This is a genomic window from Mesorhizobium sp. M7A.F.Ca.MR.362.00.0.0, from assembly GCF_004023175.1.
Taxonomy (GTDB): Bacteria; Pseudomonadota; Alphaproteobacteria; order Rhizobiales; family Rhizobiaceae; genus Mesorhizobium.
In genome coordinates this window covers 1,281-20,903 of sequence record NZ_RZTF01000072.1, presented here as the reverse complement: position 1 = coordinate 20,903, position 19,623 = coordinate 1,281, and the positions used below count along the sequence as shown (strand labels likewise).

14 protein-coding genes, 1 tRNA gene and 1 pseudogene are annotated in these 19,623 nt (G+C 59.8%); 13 read left to right on the top strand and 3 right to left on the bottom strand.

Annotated elements, in window-relative coordinates; translation table 11 throughout:
- Nucleotides 1–142: 142 nt before the first annotated feature.
- The gene (gene hemN / locus EOC06_RS12400; protein WP_063169226.1) at nucleotides 143–1,492 is read right to left on the bottom strand and encodes an oxygen-independent coproporphyrinogen III oxidase; all 1,350 of its coding nucleotides are present in this window, start codon (nucleotides 1,490–1,492) and stop codon (nucleotides 143–145) included.
- 152 nt (nucleotides 1,493–1,644) lie between these two features.
- Between hemN and EOC06_RS12395 the strand changes: the two genes are divergently transcribed.
- The 12 genes from EOC06_RS12395 to EOC06_RS12340 all read left to right on the top strand — a co-directional run bounded on the left by EOC06_RS12395 (nucleotide 1,645) and on the right by EOC06_RS12340 (nucleotide 15,802).
- Nucleotides 1,645–2,388 carry a Crp/Fnr family transcriptional regulator gene (locus tag EOC06_RS12395; RefSeq protein ID WP_024502861.1) on the top strand — a complete coding sequence of 248 codons (744 nt, stop codon included), beginning with the start codon at nucleotides 1,645–1,647 and terminating at the stop codon, nucleotides 2,386–2,388.
- A 494-nt stretch (nucleotides 2,389–2,882) separates the two neighbouring features.
- Entirely contained in the window at nucleotides 2,883–4,502 is a 1,620-nt protein-coding gene (gene ccoN, locus EOC06_RS12390; protein ID WP_128307886.1) for a cytochrome-c oxidase, cbb3-type subunit I, read from the top strand.
- Nucleotides 4,502–5,233 (top strand): cytochrome-c oxidase, cbb3-type subunit II, encoded by a 732-nt coding sequence (gene ccoO / locus EOC06_RS12385; protein ID WP_063169224.1) that lies wholly within the window; start codon nucleotides 4,502–4,504, stop codon nucleotides 5,231–5,233. Before ccoN ends, ccoO begins: the two co-directional genes overlap by 1 nt.
- An 11-nt stretch (nucleotides 5,234–5,244) precedes the next feature.
- Nucleotides 5,245–5,394, top strand: coding sequence for a cbb3-type cytochrome c oxidase subunit 3 (locus EOC06_RS12380; protein ID WP_024502864.1), 150 nt, complete (start codon nucleotides 5,245–5,247; stop codon nucleotides 5,392–5,394).
- Nucleotides 5,395–5,396: 2 nt separating this feature from the next.
- Nucleotides 5,397–6,260 (top strand): cytochrome-c oxidase, cbb3-type subunit III, encoded by an 864-nt coding sequence (gene ccoP / locus EOC06_RS12375; RefSeq protein ID WP_063169223.1) that lies wholly within the window; start codon nucleotides 5,397–5,399, stop codon nucleotides 6,258–6,260.
- A 167-nt stretch (nucleotides 6,261–6,427) separates the two neighbouring features.
- The gene (ccoG, locus tag EOC06_RS12370) at nucleotides 6,428–7,987 is read left to right on the top strand and encodes a cytochrome c oxidase accessory protein CcoG (RefSeq protein ID WP_063169222.1); all 1,560 of its coding nucleotides are present in this window, start codon (nucleotides 6,428–6,430) and stop codon (nucleotides 7,985–7,987) included.
- Nucleotides 7,984–8,481: a FixH family protein gene (locus EOC06_RS12365; protein WP_063169221.1), complete on the top strand. Its 498-nt coding sequence runs from the start codon at nucleotides 7,984–7,986 to the stop codon at nucleotides 8,479–8,481. The genes ccoG and EOC06_RS12365 overlap by 4 nt, the downstream gene beginning before the upstream one ends.
- Nucleotides 8,478–10,757, top strand: a complete 2,280-nt coding sequence (locus EOC06_RS12360) for a cation-translocating P-type ATPase (RefSeq protein ID WP_063169220.1) — start codon at nucleotides 8,478–8,480, stop codon at nucleotides 10,755–10,757. Before EOC06_RS12365 ends, EOC06_RS12360 begins: the two co-directional genes overlap by 4 nt.
- Nucleotides 10,758–10,762: 5 nt before the next feature.
- A complete protein-coding gene (gene ccoS / locus EOC06_RS12355) occupies nucleotides 10,763–10,918 on the top strand; it encodes a cbb3-type cytochrome oxidase assembly protein CcoS (protein WP_081714250.1) in 156 nt (51 codons plus the stop codon).
- 727 nt (nucleotides 10,919–11,645) lie between these two features.
- Nucleotides 11,646–12,263: a hypothetical protein gene (locus tag EOC06_RS12350; protein WP_127247245.1), complete on the top strand. Its 618-nt coding sequence runs from the start codon at nucleotides 11,646–11,648 to the stop codon at nucleotides 12,261–12,263.
- Between the two features lie 280 nt (nucleotides 12,264–12,543).
- Nucleotides 12,544–13,725 (top strand): 5-demethoxyubiquinol-8 5-hydroxylase UbiM, encoded by a 1,182-nt coding sequence (gene ubiM / locus EOC06_RS12345; protein ID WP_024502870.1) that lies wholly within the window; start codon nucleotides 12,544–12,546, stop codon nucleotides 13,723–13,725.
- Between the two features lie 175 nt (nucleotides 13,726–13,900).
- A complete protein-coding gene (locus EOC06_RS12340) occupies nucleotides 13,901–15,802 on the top strand; it encodes a bifunctional diguanylate cyclase/phosphodiesterase (protein WP_082826564.1) in 1,902 nt (633 codons plus the stop codon).
- A gap of 1,453 nt (nucleotides 15,803–17,255) precedes the next feature.
- Here EOC06_RS12340 and EOC06_RS12335 read toward each other — a convergent pair.
- Together EOC06_RS12335 and EOC06_RS12330 are read right to left on the bottom strand one after the other, a co-directional pair.
- Nucleotides 17,256–18,578 (bottom strand): integrase, encoded by a 1,323-nt coding sequence (locus EOC06_RS12335; protein WP_063169217.1) that lies wholly within the window; start codon nucleotides 18,576–18,578, stop codon nucleotides 17,256–17,258.
- A 114-nt stretch (nucleotides 18,579–18,692) separates the two neighbouring features.
- Nucleotides 18,693–18,782, bottom strand: a tRNA-Ser gene (locus EOC06_RS12330).
- A 408-nt stretch (nucleotides 18,783–19,190) separates the two neighbouring features.
- On the opposite strand from EOC06_RS12330, the pseudogene rplU reads away from it, so the two are divergent.
- Nucleotides 19,191–19,623, top strand: a pseudogene (rplU, locus tag EOC06_RS42345) (50S ribosomal protein L21); the annotation flags it as partial.

The window sequence follows — 19,623 nt, the reverse complement described above, 5'->3', positions numbered from 1 at the left end:
TTCAAATCCGGCCGAAGCCGGTCGCCGCTTAGGGCTCGGATTGTTCACGGTCGACGATTTGATGCGGTAGTCGCCTATGAGCGGTCAAAACGAACGCAGCTGGTTCGCCGATCGACCAAACGGCGAGCGCACTGTGCTTTGCTCAGACCGCCACCGAGTGCCTCGCCGTTCCCCCTTTGAAATATGTATCGAACTTGGCCGCGATGGTTCGAATGAAGGGGCGACTTTCAGTCCGTACGAGGAAACTGTCACCATCGAATTCAAGCGCTCGGGCAGGATCGTGGAGTGCGATGGACCTCGAGCGATGAAGGAGCTGCTCGCCGGCTTTGCCGAACCGCTCCACCAGGTCGACTGCCGAGAAGGCAAAATCACACATCAGCCGCTCGATGATCCAGCCACGGACGCGATCGTCGTCGGAAAGGGCAACGCCGCGGACGGCAGCCAACCCGCCATCCGCAACCATGCGCCCGTACCCGGCAGTCGAAGCCATGTTCTGCACGTAGCCTTGGCGAAAACGACCGATGGACGAAGGGCCAAGTCCGATCAGTGTCGGGCAGCGATCCTCAGTGTAGCCCTGAAAATTGCGATGCAAAACCCCTGCGCGGGCCGCTATGGCCAGCGCATCGTCGGGCTTCGCGAAATGATCGAGTCCTATTGCCTCATATCCCTTGGCGACAATTGCCCGCGCCGCGAGTTGAGATTGGGCGAAACGCTCAGTGGGACTCGGCAGCCATGCCTCGTCGATCATCGTCTGATGCTTCTTGAACCAGGGCACATGTGCGTAGCCGAACAGGGCCATCCGGTCTGGCTCCAAGGTCAGTGCCTGCGCCACCGTGGAACAGATCGTCTCGCGTGTCTGATTCGGGAGCCCGTAGAGCAGGTCCAGATTGACCGATTCGACGCCCCGCGAACGAACCCCGTCGACGACTGCCTTGGTCTGCAAAAAACTCTGCTCACGATTAATTGCTTTTTGCACTTGCGGATCGAAATCCTGCACGCCGAGGCTCGCCCGCGTTACGCCGATTTGAGCAAGTGCATCAAGGCGCGCCTTGTCCATGTCGTTGGTTTCGATTTCGATGCTGACCGTAGCATCCGGGAGAAGGTCGAAGCTGTCCCGCAAGGCCGCTCCAAGAGCAACCATATCATCGGGCCTCAGAATAGTTGGCGAACCGCCACCGAAGTGGATTGCACGGACATGTGCCTTGCCGCTCACCAGACCGGCAATCGTGACGATTTCGGCATTCAGCGAGCGCAGATAAGCGGCCACCGGCTCATATTGGTGCGTCTGCTTGGTGTGGCAGGCGCAGAACCAGCAGAGCTTGTCGCAGTAAGGAATGTGCAGGTACAGCGAGATTTCGTCGCCGCTTTCCAGCGTCTCCAACCAGCCACGGTAAATGGCAGCATCGATCCCCGAATGGAAATGCGGCGCCGTCGGATAGCTGGTGTAGCGTGGGACGTTCTCGCTGAGTTTGACAGCTATTTCCGATTGCATCTCGCGTTCACCGTGTTGCCCGCCGGAACACTGCACGCATCGCTGAAGCAGACCCTGATCTCGATCAGCCGCGCTCATGGACAAACCGCCGCAGGATTTCTCTACCCTGGATGGGTATCCTGCCGGCAGTTAGGATCGGGTAAGGCGAACGCATGACCTTTCGGCAAGACATTCATAGTTCCGGCATTCCTGTTCTTTGCTTCCCTTGCGAGGCACGGCGTCGCGGTGTCTGCGGTGCGCTCGATCCAGACAATTTGGTTGGGCTCGCCAAGACTTGCTCGCGTCGCCGGATCGAGTCAGGAATGGAGTTGACCGGCGAGGCACAGAACGTCGACAGCTACTCCAACGTGCTTTCAGGCGTGGTAAAGCTATCAAAGAGCCTGTCGGATGGGCGCCAGCAGATCGTCGGTCTCCAGTTTGCACCGGATTTTCTGGGACGTCCTTTCAAGGAGGAAAGCTCGATCAATGCGGAAGCGGCAACAGCAGTCACGCTGTGTTCGTTTCCGCGAGCGGCCGTCGAACGGATGATGAAGGCGTCACGGGAATTCGAGCATCGCCTGCTCAAACAGACGCTGAATGAACTCGATGAGGCGCGCGAGTGGATGGTGACGCTGGGGCGCAAGACAGCTCCGGAAAAGGTGGCGACTTTTCTCCTCATGATGGCCCGGAATATCGATTCCAGTCTCGATGCGGCTTCCGGGTCGGCCTCCTTCGATCTGCCGCTGACGCGTGCCGAAATGTCTGATTTCCTTGGAATCACCAGCGAGACCGTGAGCCGCCAACTGACGCGATTGCGGGCTGACGGGGTGATTCGGATTGAGAACGCACGCCATGTGACGGTGGACAGCATAAGCCGTCTGGAGAAGCGCTGTGGCGGCGGACGCGAGCGGCCCTAAGCGGCGAGGCCATGTCGCATGACTCCGGGGCGGGCCGTGTTTGCCTTTTAATGCGATGTCGCCGCGCCTTCGACGAAGCGGCGTCACGGTTGTCGAGACAAACAGCTTTCGGGCTTTGATAGGAACGTGACCAATCGCCAGGTGTGTTTCGGCACATACCGGCGAAGCATGGTCCTTAATCTGCCACGGCTCGGCGGAACGATCGCGTTCGTTTCCAATGGGATCCGAACAACGTTTGGCAGGGCATCGGCAATAGCATCCAACGCGCGCAGAGCCTCAGCTTTCGCCTCAGCGATCGCGTCTGCGCCCGCCCAACCCAGGGAACGCCTTCCATGAGGGAGTGAGCCCGCGCTGCGTTCCTCGTTCATTCGCCACCTGCTGATTGCGCCGCACAAAATCGTGCGGCCTGACATAGATCAGGGCGAGGGGGCGGCGGCTGCGCGATTAGTGCGCTGCGGATTTGGCATCCACCAGATTCGAGATCGGGATCTGCAATGAAATTCGGCACAGAGATCGTCCTTCTAAGCGTGTTCGCTTTTGCGGCCCTGGTGGCCGCCGGCTTCGGCGTGGATGAACCTTTCCGCCGACACATGTGGGTGTTGTTCTTCGCAGTGGCTGGTTTCACTGCGATCCTGTTGCGCAACACGGAGTTCAGGCCAGCAGCTCCGATTGACCCATCCGCTTACATGGATGGTCCGATCCGCTACGGCGCGATCGCCACCGTGTTCTGGGGTGTCGTCGGCATGCTGGTCGGCGTGGTGATCGCGCTGCAGCTCGCCTACCCCGATCTCAACATCCAGCCCTGGTTCAATTTCGGTCGTTTGCGGCCGTTGCACACATCCGGTGTCGTTTTCGCCTTCGGCGGCAACGCGCTGCTTTGCACGTCTCTGTATGTCGTGCAGCGCACCTGCCGCGCGCGCCTCTTCGGCCGTGATCTCGCCTGGTTCGTCTTCTGGGGCTACCAGCTGTTCATCGTCATGGCCGCGACCGGCTACCTGCTCGGCATCACCGAGGGCCGCGAGTACGCCGAACCCGAATGGTATGTGGATGTCTGGCTGACCATCGTCTGGGTCGCCTACCTCATTCTGTTCCTTGGCACGATCCTGAAGCGCAAGGAACCGCATATCTACGTGGCCAACTGGTTCTACCTGTCGTTCATCGTGACCATCGCGATGCTGCATGTGGTCAACAACCTGTCCATACCAGTCTCGTTCCCGGGCTCCAAGAGCTACTCCGCCTTTTCAGGGGTCCAGGACGCCTTGACGCAATGGTGGTACGGCCACAACGCGGTCGGCTTCTTTCTCACCGCCGGCTTCCTCGGCATGATGTATTATTTCGTGCCCAAGCAGGCGAACCGGCCAGTCTATTCGTACCGGCTGTCGATCGTCCATTTCTGGGCTATCATCTTTCTCTACATCTGGGCCGGGCCGCATCACCTGCACTACACCGCCTTGCCCGATTGGGCGCAGACGCTCGGCATGGTGTTCTCGATCATGCTGTGGATGCCGTCCTGGGGCGGCATGATCAACGGCCTGATGACGCTGTCCGGCGCCTGGGACAAGCTGCGCACCGATCCGATCATCCGCATGATGGTGATGGCCGTCGCCTTCTATGGCATGTCGACCTTCGAAGGCCCCATCATGGCGATCCGGGCGGTCAATTCGCTGTCGCATTATACCGACTGGACCATCGGGCACGTCCATTCGGGTGCGCTCGGCTGGGTCGGCATGATCTCGTTCGGCGCGATCTACTACATGGTCCCGAAGCTCTGGAACCGTCAACGGCTCTACTCGCTGAGGCTCGTCACCTGGCACTTCTGGCTGGCGACACTCGGGATCGTCGTCTACGCCGCGGTGATGTGGGTGTCCGGCATCATGCAGGGCCTGATGTGGCGCGAATATGGCGAGCAGGGCTTCCTGGTCTACTCCTTCGCCGAAACCGTCGCCGCCATGCACCCCTACTATGTCCTGCGCGCCATCGGCGGCGCCATGTACTTCTCCGGCGCCCTGATCATGGCCTGGAACATCACCAGGACCATCCTCGGCCACCAGCGCGAGGAGGAGCCGATGCCGAGCCCCGTCGCCATCCGACCTGCGCGATCAGGAGCCAGGTAATGGGCTTGATGGACAAACACGCAATCATCGAGAAGAACGCCACGCTTCTTCTCGTTGGCTCGCTGCTCGTGGTGACGGTCGGCGGCATCGTCGAGATCGCGCCTCTCTTCTATCTCGACAACACGATCGAGAAGGTGGAAGGCATGCGCCCCTATTCGCCGCTCGAACTTGTCGGGCGCAACATCTATATGCGCGAGGGCTGCTACCTCTGTCATAGCCAGATGATCAGGCCGTTCCGCGACGAAGTTGAGCGCTATGGCCACTACAGCCTGGCTGCCGAGTCCATGTACGATCACCCCTTCCAGTGGGGATCGAAGCGCACCGGGCCGGATCTCGCCAGAGTTGGCGACCGCTACTCGAATGCATGGCATGTCGCGCATCTTACCGACCCGCGCTCGGTGGTGCCGGAATCGATCATGCCGAGCTATGGGTTCCTGAAAGACACGCCGATCGACGTGAAGGATTTCTCGACGCATCTGGTCGCCAACAGGCTTGTAGCCGTCCCTTACACCGATGACATGATCGCCCACGCCAATGCGGATCTGGCGGCGCAGGCCGATCCCAATGCCGACACATCAGGCCTTGAGGCGCGTTACCCAAAAGCCAAGATCGGCGACTTCGACGGCAACCCGCAACAGGTCACCGAAATGGATGCCCTGCTCGCCTACCTGCAGATGCTTGGCACACTGGTCGACTTCAAAAATTACGACGAAGCCGCCGGCTACCGCTGAGGAGAACGCTGATGACCTACAATTTGATGCGGGCGTTTGCCGACAGCTGGGGCCTGGTTGCGATGGCGCTGTTCTTCGTGGGGTGCATCGCCTTTGCCCTACGCCCCGGCAGCCGAAGGCTGGCCGACGAAGCGGCCCGCATTCCGCTCGAGGACGAGTGATCATGAGCGACGAGCATATCGATGAAATCTCTGGCGTCTCGACCACCGGCCACGAATGGGATGGTATCCGGGAGCTGAACAACCCGCTTCCCAGATGGTGGGTTATCACTTTTTACGTCACCATTGTCTGGGCGATAGGCTACACCATTGCCTATCCAGCATGGCCTCTGTTGCACTCGGCGACAACGGGTGTGCTCGGCTATTCCAGCCGCAACGAGGTCAGGAACGAGCTGACCGCGGCTGAGGCCGCCAAGGGCAAATATATCTCGGCGGTGGAGTCCAAGAGCGTCTCGGAAATCGCCGCGGACGACGGCCTGCGCGAATTCGCAATCGCCGCCGGTGGCGCCGCTTTCAAGGTCAATTGCGTACAATGTCATGGCTCCGGCGCCCAGGGTTCCAAGGGCTTTCCCAATCTCAACGACGACGACTGGCTGTGGGGCGGCAAGGCCGAGCAGATCCAGCAGACGATTACGCACGGCATCCGCTTCGCATCCGATCCGGACACGCGCCTGTCGGAAATGCCGGCCTTCGGCGACATCATTACCGCCGACCAGATCGCACAAGTCAGCGCCTACGTGGCCAGCCTTTCCGGCAAGGTCCGCGATGCAAGTCTGATCCAACCCGGCGCCAAGGTCTTTGCCGAGAATTGCGTGGCCTGTCACGGCGACAATGCAAAAGGCAACAGGGAATTCGGCGCCCCCGACCTGACCGATGCGATCTGGCTCTATGGATCCGGTGAGACAGCCATCGCCGCACAGGTCCGTGCGCCAAAACAGGGCGTCATGCCGGCCTGGGTTGGCCGTCTCGGCGAGATCAAGGTCAAGGAACTTGCAGTTTATGTCCATTCGCTTGGCGGCGGAGAATAGGAATGGAAGGTCCTATTCTTCGGTCCCCCCTGCCAAGCGGACGAGGCCCGGCGTGAGCCGGGCCTCGACACCATCCCTAATGCGATCTGCACAACCCGGCAAGGCTATCCTACGGCGAGGCTTTACGACAGGTGCCCCTGACATTGGCTGGGAAAGTGGAGTTGCACATGCGTGACAAGACGCAGTTGACAGGGCTCGAAACAGAAACTGTCAATTCCGCCAAAACCCGCAAGCCGCTTTATGCCGCGCGTCAAAAGATCTTTCCGAAGCGCGCCTCGGGCAACTTTCGTCGCTTCAAATGGCTGGTGATGACGATCACACTTGGCATCTATTACCTGGCTGCGTGGCTGCCTTGGGCTCGCGGTCCATTTGCCCCGGACCAGGCAGTCCTGCTCGATCTCGCGAACCGGCGCTTCTACTTCTTCTTCATCGAGATATGGCCCCAGGAATTCTTCTATGTGGCCGGCCTCCTGGTCATGGCGGGCGTCGGTCTTTTCCTGATCACCTCGACTGTCGGCCGTGCCTGGTGCGGCTATGCATGCCCTCAGACGGTGTGGGTCGATCTGTTCCTCGTCGTCGAACGTGCGATAGAGGGCGACCGTAACGCTCGCATGAAACTCGATGCAGGCCCCTGGACCGCCCGCAAGCTGATGCTGCGCTTATCGAAGCACGCCGTCTGGCTGGTCATCGGTGCGGCGACCGGCGGCGCCTGGATTTTCTATTTTGCCGATGCGCCGACGCTGGTTGGCGAACTCTTCACCGGCACCGCGCCACCCGTCGCCTACATCACTGTCGCCGTGCTGACGGCTACCACCTACACGTTCGGCGGTCTGATGCGCGAGCAGGTCTGCACCTACATGTGCCCATGGCCGCGCATCCAGGCAGCGATGCTCGACGAAAGTTCTCTCACCGTCACCTACAATGACTGGCGCGGCGAACCGCGTTCTCGCCACGCCAAGAAGGTCCTTGCCGCAGGGCTGCCGGTCGGTGACTGCGTCGACTGCAATGCCTGCGTCGCGGTCTGCCCGATGGGGATCGACATCCGCGATGGCCAGCAGATGGAATGCATCACCTGCGCGCTGTGCATAGACGCCTGCGACGGGGTCATGGACAAGCTCGGCAAGGAGCGCGGGCTGATCTCCTATGCGACACTGTCCGACTACAACGCCAACATGATGCTGGCGACCGCGGGCGGCTCCAGTTCAGTCAACCCGTCGCAGGTCAGGACCGCTGATGGCCTGTTCTCCGACAAGGTGGCGCATTTCCATATCCGCAAGATCTTTCGGCCACGCACCTACGTCTACATGGGTATCTGGTCGCTGATCGGCCTGGGTCTGCTCTATTCGCTGCTGACGCGCGATCGGCTCGAAGTCAACGTGCTGCATGATCGCAATCCGCAATTTGTCACGCTGTCCGACGGCTCGATCCGCAACGGCTACACCGTCAAGCTGCTCAACATGATCCCCGAGCCAAGGACGATCGTTGTCGCGATTCAAGGCTTGCAGGGCGCCGAGATGAGCGTGGTCGGCGACGACATCCCGGAAGGCCGTTCTTTTGCCATTCCGGTCGAACCCGACCGCCTGAAAATGCTGAAGGTCTTCGTGCGCCAGCCGGCGGATCAAATCCAGGGCACAGCGCAGACCTTCAAGTTCCGTGTCGAGGACAAGGCGAGCTTCGAGGCGGACGAATACACCGCCACCTTCAACGCGCCGGAGACTGCCAGATGACCGCTAACGCTGAAAAACCCCGCGTATTCACCGGCAGGCACATGCTGGCCATCATCCTAGCCTTTTTCGGGGTGGTCATCGCGGTCAATCTGACGATGGCAACGCTCGCCAACACGAGCTGGACCGGCCTTGTCGTCGAAAACACCTATGTGGCGAGCCAGCAGTTCAACAAGAAGGCCGAGGAGGGGCGGGCGCAGGCAGCGCTCGGCTGGACCGGCAAGCTGACCATCGCATGGGGCGAGGTCCGCTATAGCCTTACCGACGCCGTCGGCAAGCCGATTGCCTTGCATGGCGTCAAGGTGCTGTTTCGCCATCCCGCCTACGAGAAAGAGGACAAGGCGGTCAACCTCGCCCTCGCCTCCGGCCAGGAATTCGCAGCCCAGCACATGCCGAAGGATGGCGTCTGGATCGTCGAAGTCGACGCTGACGCCGGTCTGGCCGAGCCCTACCGCGAAGTCCGCAGGATCATGATTTCCCATGGAGCGCTGAAATGAGTTGTTGTGCACCGGGCGCCGAAATGGCGCTTGATCTGGGCAGCACCACGTCGGTCCTGCCGTCTAGTCAAGAGATCAGGCTGGCGAGCCGATCGCTTGGAGATGATCTCCGCCAAACCGATCTTTCGGTGCCGAGCGTTCATTGCGCAGCTTGTATCCAGACGATCGAGACGGCGTTGGGAACGCTCGATCGCGTCGAGAGCGCCCGCGTCAACCTGTCGACGAAACGGGTCTCGGTCCGCTGGCGTGGCGACGAGGTTCCACCGTTCGTCGCCGCGCTTGGACGGCTCGGCTACCAGGCGCATCTCTTCGCCCCCGAGATTGATGAAAAGGACAGGACGCTTTCGGAGTTGATCCGCGCCGTCGCGGTTGCCGGGTTCGCGGCGGGCAATATCATGCTGCTTTCGGTCTCTGTCTGGTCCGGGGCCGAAGGGGCTACCCGCGACCTGTTTCACTGGGTCTCCGCATTGATCGCCATCCCAGCGCTCGCCTTCGCCGGCGGCATCTTCTTCCGCTCGGCCTGGAATGCACTGCGCCACGGCCGCATGAACATGGACGTGCCGATCGCGGTCGGAGTGTCGCTCGCTTACGCCATGAGCCTCTATGAGACGATCAACCATGGCGACCACGCCTATTTCGACGCGTCGGTTTCGCTGCTTTTTTTCCTTTTGATCGGCAGGACGCTGGATCACGTGATGCGCGAACGTGCCCGCACCGCGGTGAAAGGCCTGTCGCAGCTGGCCGCACGCGGCGCCATGGTGCTGCGCGGCGATGGCGCGCGCGACTATCTGCCGGTTGGCGAGATCGAACCGGGGATGCAGCTGCTGATCGCGGCCGGTGAAAGGATCCCCGTCGACGGCAAGATCATCCACGGAGCGTCTGATCTCGACTGCTCGCTGGCCTCAGGCGAAAGCGCGCCGAAAAACGTGGCGCCGGGCGAAGCCGTGCAGGCCGGCGTGCTCAATCTTACCGGCCCGCTGACGATCGAGGCGACCGCCGCCGCGAAGGATTCGTTCCTCGCCGAAATGGTTCGGCTGATGGAAGCCGCAGAGGGCGGTCGCGCGCACTATCGCCGCATCGCTGATCGCGTGTCGGCACTCTACGCGCCCGTGGTTCATCTCACCGCCTTCGTGACATTCCTGGGTTGGATGGCGGCGACGGGCGACTGGCACCGGGCGATGACGATCGCCATTGCCGTTCTGATCATCACCTGCCCGTGCGCGCTCGGCCTCGCCGTACCGATCGTTCAGGTGGTCGCCGCGCGGCGTCTGTTCGAGAACGGCATCATGGTCAAGGACGGTTCGGCCATGGAGCGCCTGGCGACGATTGATAACGCAGTGTTCGACAAGACCGGAACGCTCACGCTCGGACAACCCCGGCTCCTCAATGCATCGTCGATCGATCCGGCCATGCTGGCAATCGCGGCAGACATGGCCGCGCACTCGCGTCACCCGTTTTCAAAGGCCATAACCGGCTTTGCCGCTCCTGGCGGGCAACACAAATTCGATGCCGTCACAGAGCATCCGGGGTTCGGGATCGAAGCCACTGTCGCCGGAAGCATCTGGCGGCTGGGTCGACGCGGATGGGCTGGATGGAAGGCCCGGACCGGTGGTGAAGGCAACCATGGCTATGGCGGAACGGTGCTGACAAAAGACGGGTTCATTGTCGCGACCTTCGATTTCGAGGATGCGCTGCGCGCCGACGCGGCGGCGGCGATCAAGCGATTGAACGATACTGGGGTGTCGATGCAAATGCTGTCGGGCGATACCGCAGGTGCCTGCGGTGAAGTTGCAAGAATGCTGGGTGTCGAGGACTTCGTTCCGTGCCTGCTGCCGTCGGGCAAGGTCGAGCGCATCGAGACCCTGGCGAAAGACGGACACAAGGTTCTGATGGTTGGCGACGGCCTCAACGACACGCCGGCGCTGAGCGCGGCGCATGTCTCGATCGCTCCGGCCACCGCCGCCGACATTGGCCGCAATGCCGCCGACTTCGTATTCCTGCGCGAAAGCCTTCTGGCAGTGCCTCTCGCGCTGGACGTCTCGCGCAAGGCGGGACACCTGATCCGCCAGAACATCGCGATTGCGATCGTCTACAATGCCGTCGCCGTGCCGATCGCCATCCTGGGCCACGCCACGCCTTTGTTAGCGGCGATTGCCATGTCTGCCTCATCGGTGCTTGTTATTGGAAACGCATTGCGCTTGCACGGCTTCGGGGCGAATGCGACGCTGCAAGTTATTCAAAAAGTCGGACGCTCCGCAGTCAGCTATTCGGCATAATCCTCGTGACGACGTTGCTCTATCTCATACCAGTGGCCCTTTTTCTGGGTGCACTGGGTGTGTCCGGCTTCGTCTGGGCATTGCGAAGCGGTCAATACGAAGATCTCGACGGAGCCGCCGAGCGGATACTAATTGATCGGGACGACAAACCGGAACGCTGATTTCAATCCGCTGTGCATAAGATGCGCGGATCGCGCTCGTCAGTCGAGCCGGCTCGGTCGGGAACAAGCTGTCCATGCTCCATGCTCCATGCTCCATGCTCCATGCTCCATGACCATCTTGACCTAAGCTGCACACTACATTTGTGAAAAGCCTCTGTCGTGCGAAGGACTGCCTCCCATTGCACCCAGTATGAGGCGTGTGATGCCACGAGAGTACCTCGCGTGGCCGGACGAGAGCTTGGCAATGTGCGCACGGGTTCCAAAGTGGAACGTCACGGTCGATCACCTGACCGTGAACCGCCAGTGCCGATTGGTCATGTCTGGCTGATCCAGATCAGGGTCATACTCATCGGCGTGGTCTATTGACCAGTCTTCGACGGAGAAATGCATGACTTACGGAAAGATTGGTCGTCATTATCAGCACCTTCACGGTTCTGGGTTTTCTGTCGTGTGGTCGGCCATGCCTTGTGCTTACGGCGCAGCCATTAGCTGACCGGCGTCGTGTGTATCTCGCTTGCTGGCTGACCATCCGCGTGGCTGCGCGGACAGGGGGCCGATCAACAGCTTTCGCCTTTGATGGGTTGTGTGCGTCGTTGCCGATCCATCCCGATTCCCGGCCCGCGCCTTGAGGCTATGCGACGGTACCGGAACCCAGCGCACGTCACGCGGTTCCGCGCGCGTGGTGTCCGCTCGTCACGACGATGAACGAACAAGCGGCTGGAGTACCATGAACACCGTACACATCATCGACTGCCACAATGCAAATGACTACTTCGCCGACAGGCAAGAGGGACCGATCGTGCAGCACTTGTTAAAGGCTGTCAACATCCGCGCGGAGCTCCACATGGCGTTGAACCGAACGAAATTTGGTGAGGCTGTAGTACGAGCGATGGAGGCGGAGTGCGACGTGCTTCACATCGCCGGGCACGGCAATGGTGACGGGATCGCTTCGTCCAGTGGGCGAAGTGGCCTTCTTTGGGCTGACTTCGTAAAAATGTTCCAGGGCTCGCATCCAGCGCCGAAGATCCTCGTGATGTCAACGTGCTGCGGAGCATCATCGGGGTTGGGACGTGCGTTTTCGAAATCGATCAACCGTCCGAAGTTGATCATTGGTTCGAGTGACGCGCGCTATTTCGACGACTATGTCGCCGCGTGGGCTTTGCTCTATCGGCGACTGAATTGCAAGGACATCGACATCGAAGCCATGCAGCAGGTTCTTGATGAGATATGCGCGGTCGTGGATAAAAGTTTCCGCTACCTTGGCTGGGATGACGAGAGAGAGCGCTACGTTCGATACCCTCACCCTCGCAAGAGAGCCCGCTTCGACGTCGTGGAGCGTGAGTAGTATGCGCAAGGGTTCCAGGTGGAATGTGGCGATCGATGCGGCGCGGCCGTCGCTGACCAGCGTCGCGAGTGTCTCGCTTGCTGGCGGCGATCTGCGCGGCTGCGCGGCGAAAGGGCGGGATCGGTTAGCCGCATCCACCTCTGAGCGCTTTGAGTGCTTCGTTGCCGATCGATGCGAATCTCCCGGCCCAGCGCCTTTAGGCAATGCGGCGGGCACGGAGCTCATGTCACTCGGCTCAGTTCCACCGTTACACGAGGATAGGCGACCGGATGGCGGCACGCTGATGGGCTCTGACGATAATTTTGACATCGTTGTCGTTGGAGCCGGCCCGGTCGGCCTTTCGTTCGCTGCGTCGCTTGCCCAAAGCGAACTCAAGGTGGCAGTTGTTGAACAGAACACATTCGATAGTCTGGCGAATCCGGCTTTCGATGGTCGCGAAATCGCGCTGACCAACGCTTCGATCAGAACCCTTCGCGAGCTCGGCGCCTGGGATGTCATCCCGGCTTCGGACAAATCAGCACTTCAAGGCGCGCGCGTGCTCAACGGCTCGAGCGCATTCGCTCTTCGTTTCGATCCTCCCAGCAACTCTGGAGAACCGCTGGGGGTTTTGGTTCCAAATTGCCGGATCCGCGAGGCGCTGTTCAAAATCGTCCGCTTGCAGGATCGCGCCCGGCTGTTGTGCGGCCACTCGGTCGTCGATGCAACAAACAGCCAAGAAGGAGCAGTCGTAACGCTCTCTAATGGCGCGCGTTTAACTGCTCGGCTGGTTGTTGCCGCGGATTCGCGTTTGTCCGCCACGCGTGATCTGCTAGGCATCGGCGCCGATATCAACCGGCTTGGCCACTCGATGCTGATTTGCCGAGTGAGGCACGAGCGCGCCCACCACCAGATCGCCATCGAATGGTTCGATCACCATCAGACGATAGCGATATTGCCCCTCGCGGAGGGCATGTCGTCGCTGCTGCTCACATTGCGCTCAAACGAGGCCTATAGACTGCTTGCCTTCGATGATGATTTGTTCCTGTCGGAGTTGACGAAACGGTGTCGAGGGCGCCTTGGAAAAATGACCTTGGCAAGCAAGCGCCACACCTATCCGCTGGTCACGACCTGGGCGCACAAATTCCGGGCGCCGAGCGCCGCACTCATCGGCGACGCTGCCATCGGCATGCACCCGGTGACCGCTCACGGATTCAACATCGGTCTCAGCAGCCAGAAGCAACTCGCCCGTGGAATCATGACTGCGTGCCGCGACGGCCGCAATGTTGGCGACCCCGACATGCTGCATATATACGAAAGGCGGCTGCGCCTGTCGGCGGCGCCGCTCTACCATGCAACGAACATATTGGTTGGACTCTACTCCAGAGACCACCTGGCGGCACGGCTTGCAAGGCATCTGGGGCTTCGCTTTGCCCAACATGTTCCCCTTGTCCGGCATGGGATTTCGGCGGAGCTCCAGCGGTGATACTGCACCAGCAGTCGCATTTTTGCGCGTGCTGGGCGAGCGATGAGAGAGTGCATGATGCACCGGAGTAATCCTGCTCCCCGACGCTGATCTCCGATTGAAGAATTAACCCGTCCTTCAGGGGGGCTGCATAGGCTGCGGACAAGCAGGAGTAAGCAAGCTGACCCGTCCAGCCTTGGAAAAAGAAGATCCGCTGGAGGCGAGAATCCTTCAGGACCAGCTCGCTGATCTGAGGGCAGGCCTTTTCGTCTCAATGCCGATAAGCATTGTGCTGTCCGGGCTGATTTTGACCGTGCAGGCCCTTTCCGGGAACGGTCTTGCTGGCGCGGCCTGGTTTTCGGTCGTTAATGCGATAAATGCCGCCCGCCTTGCACTCGCCCGTCATCAGCTGAAGGAACCCGGAGTCCAGGATGATCTGACACGGGTTTGGCTGCGGCTTCGCTGGTTTGGCAGGCTTGCTCTTCTGGCGGGATTCACCTGGTCATTCCTTGCCGTCCTAACGGCTGGATACACGACGTCTCAAGCATCGCTGCATCTAATAATTCTGGCGGGCATTTCAGCTGGCGCGGTCACGTACGGCAGCTCATATGCTGCGGCAGCGATATGCTTCATCACACCGCCACTCCTCATTGCCGCCGCATGTTTGCTGACGAAGGGAGCCCCGGAAAACTACATTCTGGCTTTTGCCGTCCTGCTTTTCGAGGGCGGCCTGGTTCGATCCTCGTTCGTTGGACAAGCGCGCTTCCGTGACGCGAGCCGCCTGAGACATCAAGCCGAGCGGCTTGCCGCGGAAATGGAGCGCAATTCCAGGGAGGACCATCTTACCGCGCTCCTCAACAGGCGGGGCCTCGAACATGCAATCGATCAGTTTGAGAACACCGATGGACCCTTTGTGGCCATGCTGATTGATCTGGACGGGTTCAAATCTGTCAACGATACCTACGGTCACAGAACGGGTGACGAGCTGCTTGCCAGGATCGCCCGCCGAATAGAGGAAGAAGCACCGGAGGGCTCAACGCTCGCCCGCATCGGTGGGGATGAATTCGTGCTGGTTTTTTCTTCGCGAAAGAATTCTCCTTCTCCCACCAATCTCGCGTCCAATCTCATAGCCAAGCTTGCTCGCCCCTATCCTGGGATCGCATCAGTCCGCATTGGAGCGTCTATAGGAATCTACTTGGCTGAAAACCCCGGACTAACGGAAATGTTGTTGCGGGCCGACATCGCCCTTTACACAGCTAAGCGCCGCGGCAGGAATGAATTTTGTCTGTTCGATGCCGAGCTAGCCCGGGAGTTGCAACGCCGCCAGTCAATCGAACGCGATCTTCATTCGGCGATAACGATGAGAAGCTTGGTCGCTTGGTTTCAGCCAATCGTAAGACTCGAAACTGAAGCCGTCGTCAGTTTTGAAGCCTTGCTAAGATGGTCTCACCCGCTTCACGGTCCCATTTCTCCGCCCGAGATCATGACAGCGGCACGCGAAACTGGAATGCTTCAGCTGCTAACTCAAACGGTATTCGCCGACTGTTGCGCTCTTATCGAGGGCTTGGTCAAAGCTGACCGTCGTGATGTTCGTGTGGCGATGAATGTTTCACCGTGCGAGTTGGAAGCTGGCGATATTGACGAGATGATTCTTAATGGTCTGGCGGCAAAAGACCTCCCTGCAACGATGTTCGACATCGAGATTACCGAAGAAGCCCCAGTGGATCCGGACAGAGTGGATGAAAAGCTCGCCCGGCTTTCACATGCTGGCATTTCTATCGCGCTCGATGACTTCGGCACCGGTTTTTCGACGTTGGCATCGCTCAAGGACAGTCGGATCAGGAAGGTGAAAATAGATCAGGGCTTCGTTCGCGGCTTAGCCAAGTCCCGGGAGAATCGGCTGCTTGTCAAAGCGGTGATTGATCTTGGTAGGACGCTCGGGATCGAGGTCATGGCCGAGGGCGTTGAAACAGAGGCAGATCGGCAAACTCTGTACAAGCTTGGCTGCAGAACCGCGCAGGGCTTCCTGTTCTCTAAGGCAGTGCCTCTCCATTTGGCACTTGATTCGGTAGTAAAAGAGCACGCGAAGGAGTTGTGACCGGCCTCTCCGTCCGTGCTGCTCGCGGAACTTTCATGTGGGGTGGACCTGACGCGCGAAAGCCGTTTCGGACGGTAGAGTTATTACGGGGGCGAAACTGAGCACGTGGTTTGGATAGCAGCAATCCGGTCCACCGGCGCACATGCAGCGGCTTCATACAAGCGTTCAAGTTGCGAGATGAGCTTGAGTGAACGACGTCGGAGAATTGCGTCCTTTGGACGCTGGTTTCGCGGTTCCCGTAGGATTCGATTACGGGAAGCGTTCTTGGCTGCTTCTCGGCTCAGCGCTCATCGGGATGAACAACGTACCCGCGGTCAAGGTCTTCGCGACCTCAACCCAGTCACCATCCCGCAACAGCAGCGGTCGGGTCCTGATCAAGCGCTCAGCCTCAGCACAGGTGCTGGAGCAACGGTAGAGCGCGGAAAACGTGTATCGGAATGCGCTGGCTCACCATAGGAAGCTGCCACGGCATGTCGAATGTCCCCAGGGGGCGGACCGTTCCCTTGCATTTGTCTCGATGACGGGCTCTCAAAGCTAAAGCCAAGAGAGCTTTATAAAAATCGCACCCGATCGGCTGCGCAACGACGACCAGCTGAGGCCCGATCGGGTGCTAAGGTCGTGCCAAAAAAGGCGCGTCACTGTCGCATTTCTAGCCGGCTTGCGATCGGACGTCATCTCTTGGCGATCGCTGCCCCTTCTCTCAAATGCGCTTAGCGGCGCCGATGGCGAATAGCGCAAGCTTTTCCACCCGTTTCTACTCCACTACCGAGACTCGTCACCAACCTCCTTTTATTCGCTTCCATATGGCCCATCCTGTCTCCAATCGAGGAGGAGCGCGAACATGGGCCAAGCCGTAGAACGTCTCAGTCTCGGGAATTCTTCTGCTCGCCAAACTGCCGTTGTCGCCGGCACCATATTTGGCAGGGTGACAGTGCACGACAAGATATCAGGCGTTCTTGTCTGGGCTGAACTATGCTTGCAAGCCATAACCCAAAAATCGCCGATCCCTTTGAATTCGAGCCGGATGAATGGGTGTTTCAAAATTTTTGGCGGTTTTAGGCAGAACCCTCCGATGGCCCGCGTACCGGTCAAGCTTCGTGAGCACTTTAGGTTCGTCGATCAGGCATAGGTTTCTTTCCCATGCCACATGCTGGCCGTTTGCCTAGTTCGGAAGCCCTCGAGAGGCGTTGCTCGTCTTGGTATGGCGTCGCCCCTTTTTCCGATCCATCGGCCACGGAGCTAGAATGGTGTCTAGCTGTTGCCGCCTACTTGGTCATCCGGCATGGAGATGCCTATATACCGACCTTCGAAAGGCTGGAATACGAGGTCGAACAAATGCGGCGGAAGCTCGGAAATCGCGAGCGAGCGCAGCGCGTGCTGGCCACGCTCAACCTAAATGGCTCGGACAGCTGGAGCCGTGAGGTTGGTTCTCAAGGCCTGGATGGCGCCGCAATCACATTCGCCCGGGCGGGGTAAAAGCGATTTTTTGGAGCCACTCGCGCTTTTGCGCTAACGAAGGTCCCGCGCCGTATTTGGGCCGGATCCATTTGTGGCCCATCAGAGAAGCAATTACCTTCTCCGGCGCCTCAACTGCCGTCAGCCGGTCCTCGAAAGTGTGTCGCAGGCTATAAAGACTATGCTCGGAAGTCGGCAGAAGTTCCTTGCTGGCGAGCACCTTGTTGACGAGCGCTGAAAGTGACGCGGCCTTGTCGCGATAACGAGGAAAGCCGTCCGGATGGAGCTTGATGGCTGCAAGTGCGCCGCCAACCAAGGGAATGTCACGGGCTGAATGACCGGTCTTCAAGCGACGGCCATTGGGGCGCACCCGCACATGCGGGATTTCTCGATCGAGGTGGATTGTTTCGGTGGTGAGGTTTGCCGCTTCAGAAAGCCTGAGTCCGGTATCGGCAATCACATAGATTAGATGGCGGGCTTCGTCATTGAGTCCGTCGAGCGCGCCTTCAGCGAGTATCTTCTCCTGAATGAACTCCGCTGTGAACGCAGCGCGTTGCCCGGGGACGGCGCCGGAAAGACGCAGGTTTCGAAAAACCGGCTCCAGCTTGAGCTGGTGAGTCAGATCGACGACGCGCAGCATTTTCGAAACATGGCCGATGTCCTTGTTGGCCGTACCGATATCAAGTCCATCCTCAACGATCCGCTTTTGCCACCACTCGCGGAACGCGATTGCGTCGTCCCGAGTGAGGCTTGCGATCTCCTTGTCGCCAATGACTCCAACCAGATTGGCAACTGCGCGCTTTTTGGGGTTACGCCATTTCTTGATTTGGTTGGGCGACATGGTCAGCAAGTTCTGTTGCTCGATCGTCTCGAATTCCTTGATAAGACCGCTCAGGCGGACCGCTGGCCGCTTCTCCCCACCCATGACGGCCGAGACGTCCTGCGCGTCCTCGATCGATTTTTTGTCGAGGAGCAGCTTGATACGGGCCATGAGTTCGTCGAGCGGCCCCGCTGCTAGTTCCTCGTTAGTGCGATAGGCCAATCCAAATGACCGCGCGCGCTTCCTCGCGGCTTCGAAACGCAGCCCCGCCTCGGCGGATTGGCCTTCCCGCAGTCTACGCCAATACGCCTCCAGCCCCGCGCCGAGGCTTTGCACTGCATCTCGCGCCCGTACACCGCGGGGATCGTCAGCCACGGCGACGCCCGTGGAAATGCGTACTAGGCAGCGGCGATCAAACGCCGCGAATTCCTTCGGCACCCTGCGGACGAGATACCAGATGCCTTCACGTTTATGCGGCTTTGGCGCTGCGGAACGTCGCATTATCTTTCTCTAATGTTACACAGTTTGTTACACAGTCTAAGATATGTTTCGCTTCGTGCTGGTCAAGCGCAACAAGGAAGCTTTTGAAAGGAAAGGATTTTTATGGAAGCTAAATGGCGGAGAGGGAGGGATTCGAACCCCCGATGGGCTTGCACCCATGCCGCATTTCGAGTGCGGTGCATTCGACCACTCTGCCACCTCTCCGCGGTCATGGTCGGCCGTTGCCGGCGCGGCGCACTAGATAACGGCTGAACGGGCAGGTTACAAGGCCAATCCGTCAGTTATTTGGCTTGCTTGGCAAGCGGCGGATTCACGGGCTGCTGGGGTACAGCGAGACCCGAGGCAGATTGCCGACCGGTCACCCATCCTCAGCCCAGGGGGGCAACGCCGTGGGCATGTCGGCACAGCCGGTCCGTGCCCGCCAATGACGGTCTCGGAAACGGCGCGGCTGGTTTGCCTTGACTCGCCCCCAACCTTCGGTTAGGGACAGCGCGCAATCGGCGTGGAGGGTTCTTCCGCGCCGCTTGTTTTTTGAACCCGCAGACTGACAAAAAGACGGCCGAACCGCCAGATGCGGTTCATCAAGGCCGACCGAACAGCGAAAGGCAAAAAATGTTCGCAGTCATTAAAACGGGTGGCAAGCAGTATCGCGTTGCCGCCAACGATCTCCTGAAGATCGAAAAAGTCGAAGCCAATGTCGGCGATATGGTCGAGATCGGCCATGTGCTGGCGCATGGCGAGGGCGAGAATGTCACGTTCGGCGCGCCGTTCGTCGACGGCGCGGTGGTCACCGCCGAAGTCGTCGAACAGGGCAAGAACCGCACCGTCATCGCCTTCAAGAAGCGCCGCCGGCAGAATTCGCGCCGCAAGATCGGCCATCGCCAGCTTTTGACCACCGTGCGGATCTCCGAGATCCTGCTGGGTGGCGCCAAGCCGACGAAGACGGCATCGGTCAAGGCGCCGAAGAAGGTGAAGGCCGAGGCCGCCACCGAGGTGCAGGCGGAAGCTGCGCCGAAGAAGGAGCCCAAGGCGAAGGCAGTCGAGA

What these genes read in the sequence shown, in the direction of transcription:
- EOC06_RS12395 (WP_024502861.1), top strand. Translation starts at nt 1,645, where the DNA reads ATGACCTTTCGGCAAGACATTCATAGTTCCGGCATTCCTGTTCTTTGC.
- EOC06_RS12360 (WP_063169220.1), top strand. Translation starts at nt 8,478, where the DNA reads ATGAGTTGTTGTGCACCGGGCGCCGAAATGGCGCTTGATCTGGGCAGC.
- EOC06_RS12380 (WP_024502864.1), top strand. Translation starts at nt 5,245, where the DNA reads ATGACCTACAATTTGATGCGGGCGTTTGCCGACAGCTGGGGCCTGGTT.
- ccoP (WP_063169223.1), top strand. Translation starts at nt 5,397, where the DNA reads ATGAGCGACGAGCATATCGATGAAATCTCTGGCGTCTCGACCACCGGC.
- EOC06_RS12350 (WP_127247245.1), top strand. Translation starts at nt 11,646, where the DNA reads ATGAACACCGTACACATCATCGACTGCCACAATGCAAATGACTACTTC.
- EOC06_RS12365 (WP_063169221.1), top strand. Translation starts at nt 7,984, where the DNA reads ATGACCGCTAACGCTGAAAAACCCCGCGTATTCACCGGCAGGCACATG.
- hemN (WP_063169226.1), bottom strand. Translation starts at nt 1,492, where the DNA reads ATGCAATCGGAAATAGCTGTCAAACTCAGCGAGAACGTCCCACGCTAC.
- ccoO (WP_063169224.1), top strand. Translation starts at nt 4,502, where the DNA reads ATGGGCTTGATGGACAAACACGCAATCATCGAGAAGAACGCCACGCTT.
- EOC06_RS12335 (WP_063169217.1), bottom strand. Translation starts at nt 18,578, where the DNA reads ATGCGACGTTCCGCAGCGCCAAAGCCGCATAAACGTGAAGGCATCTGG.
- ccoN (WP_128307886.1), top strand. Translation starts at nt 2,883, where the DNA reads ATGAAATTCGGCACAGAGATCGTCCTTCTAAGCGTGTTCGCTTTTGCG.
- ccoG (WP_063169222.1), top strand. Translation starts at nt 6,428, where the DNA reads ATGCGTGACAAGACGCAGTTGACAGGGCTCGAAACAGAAACTGTCAAT.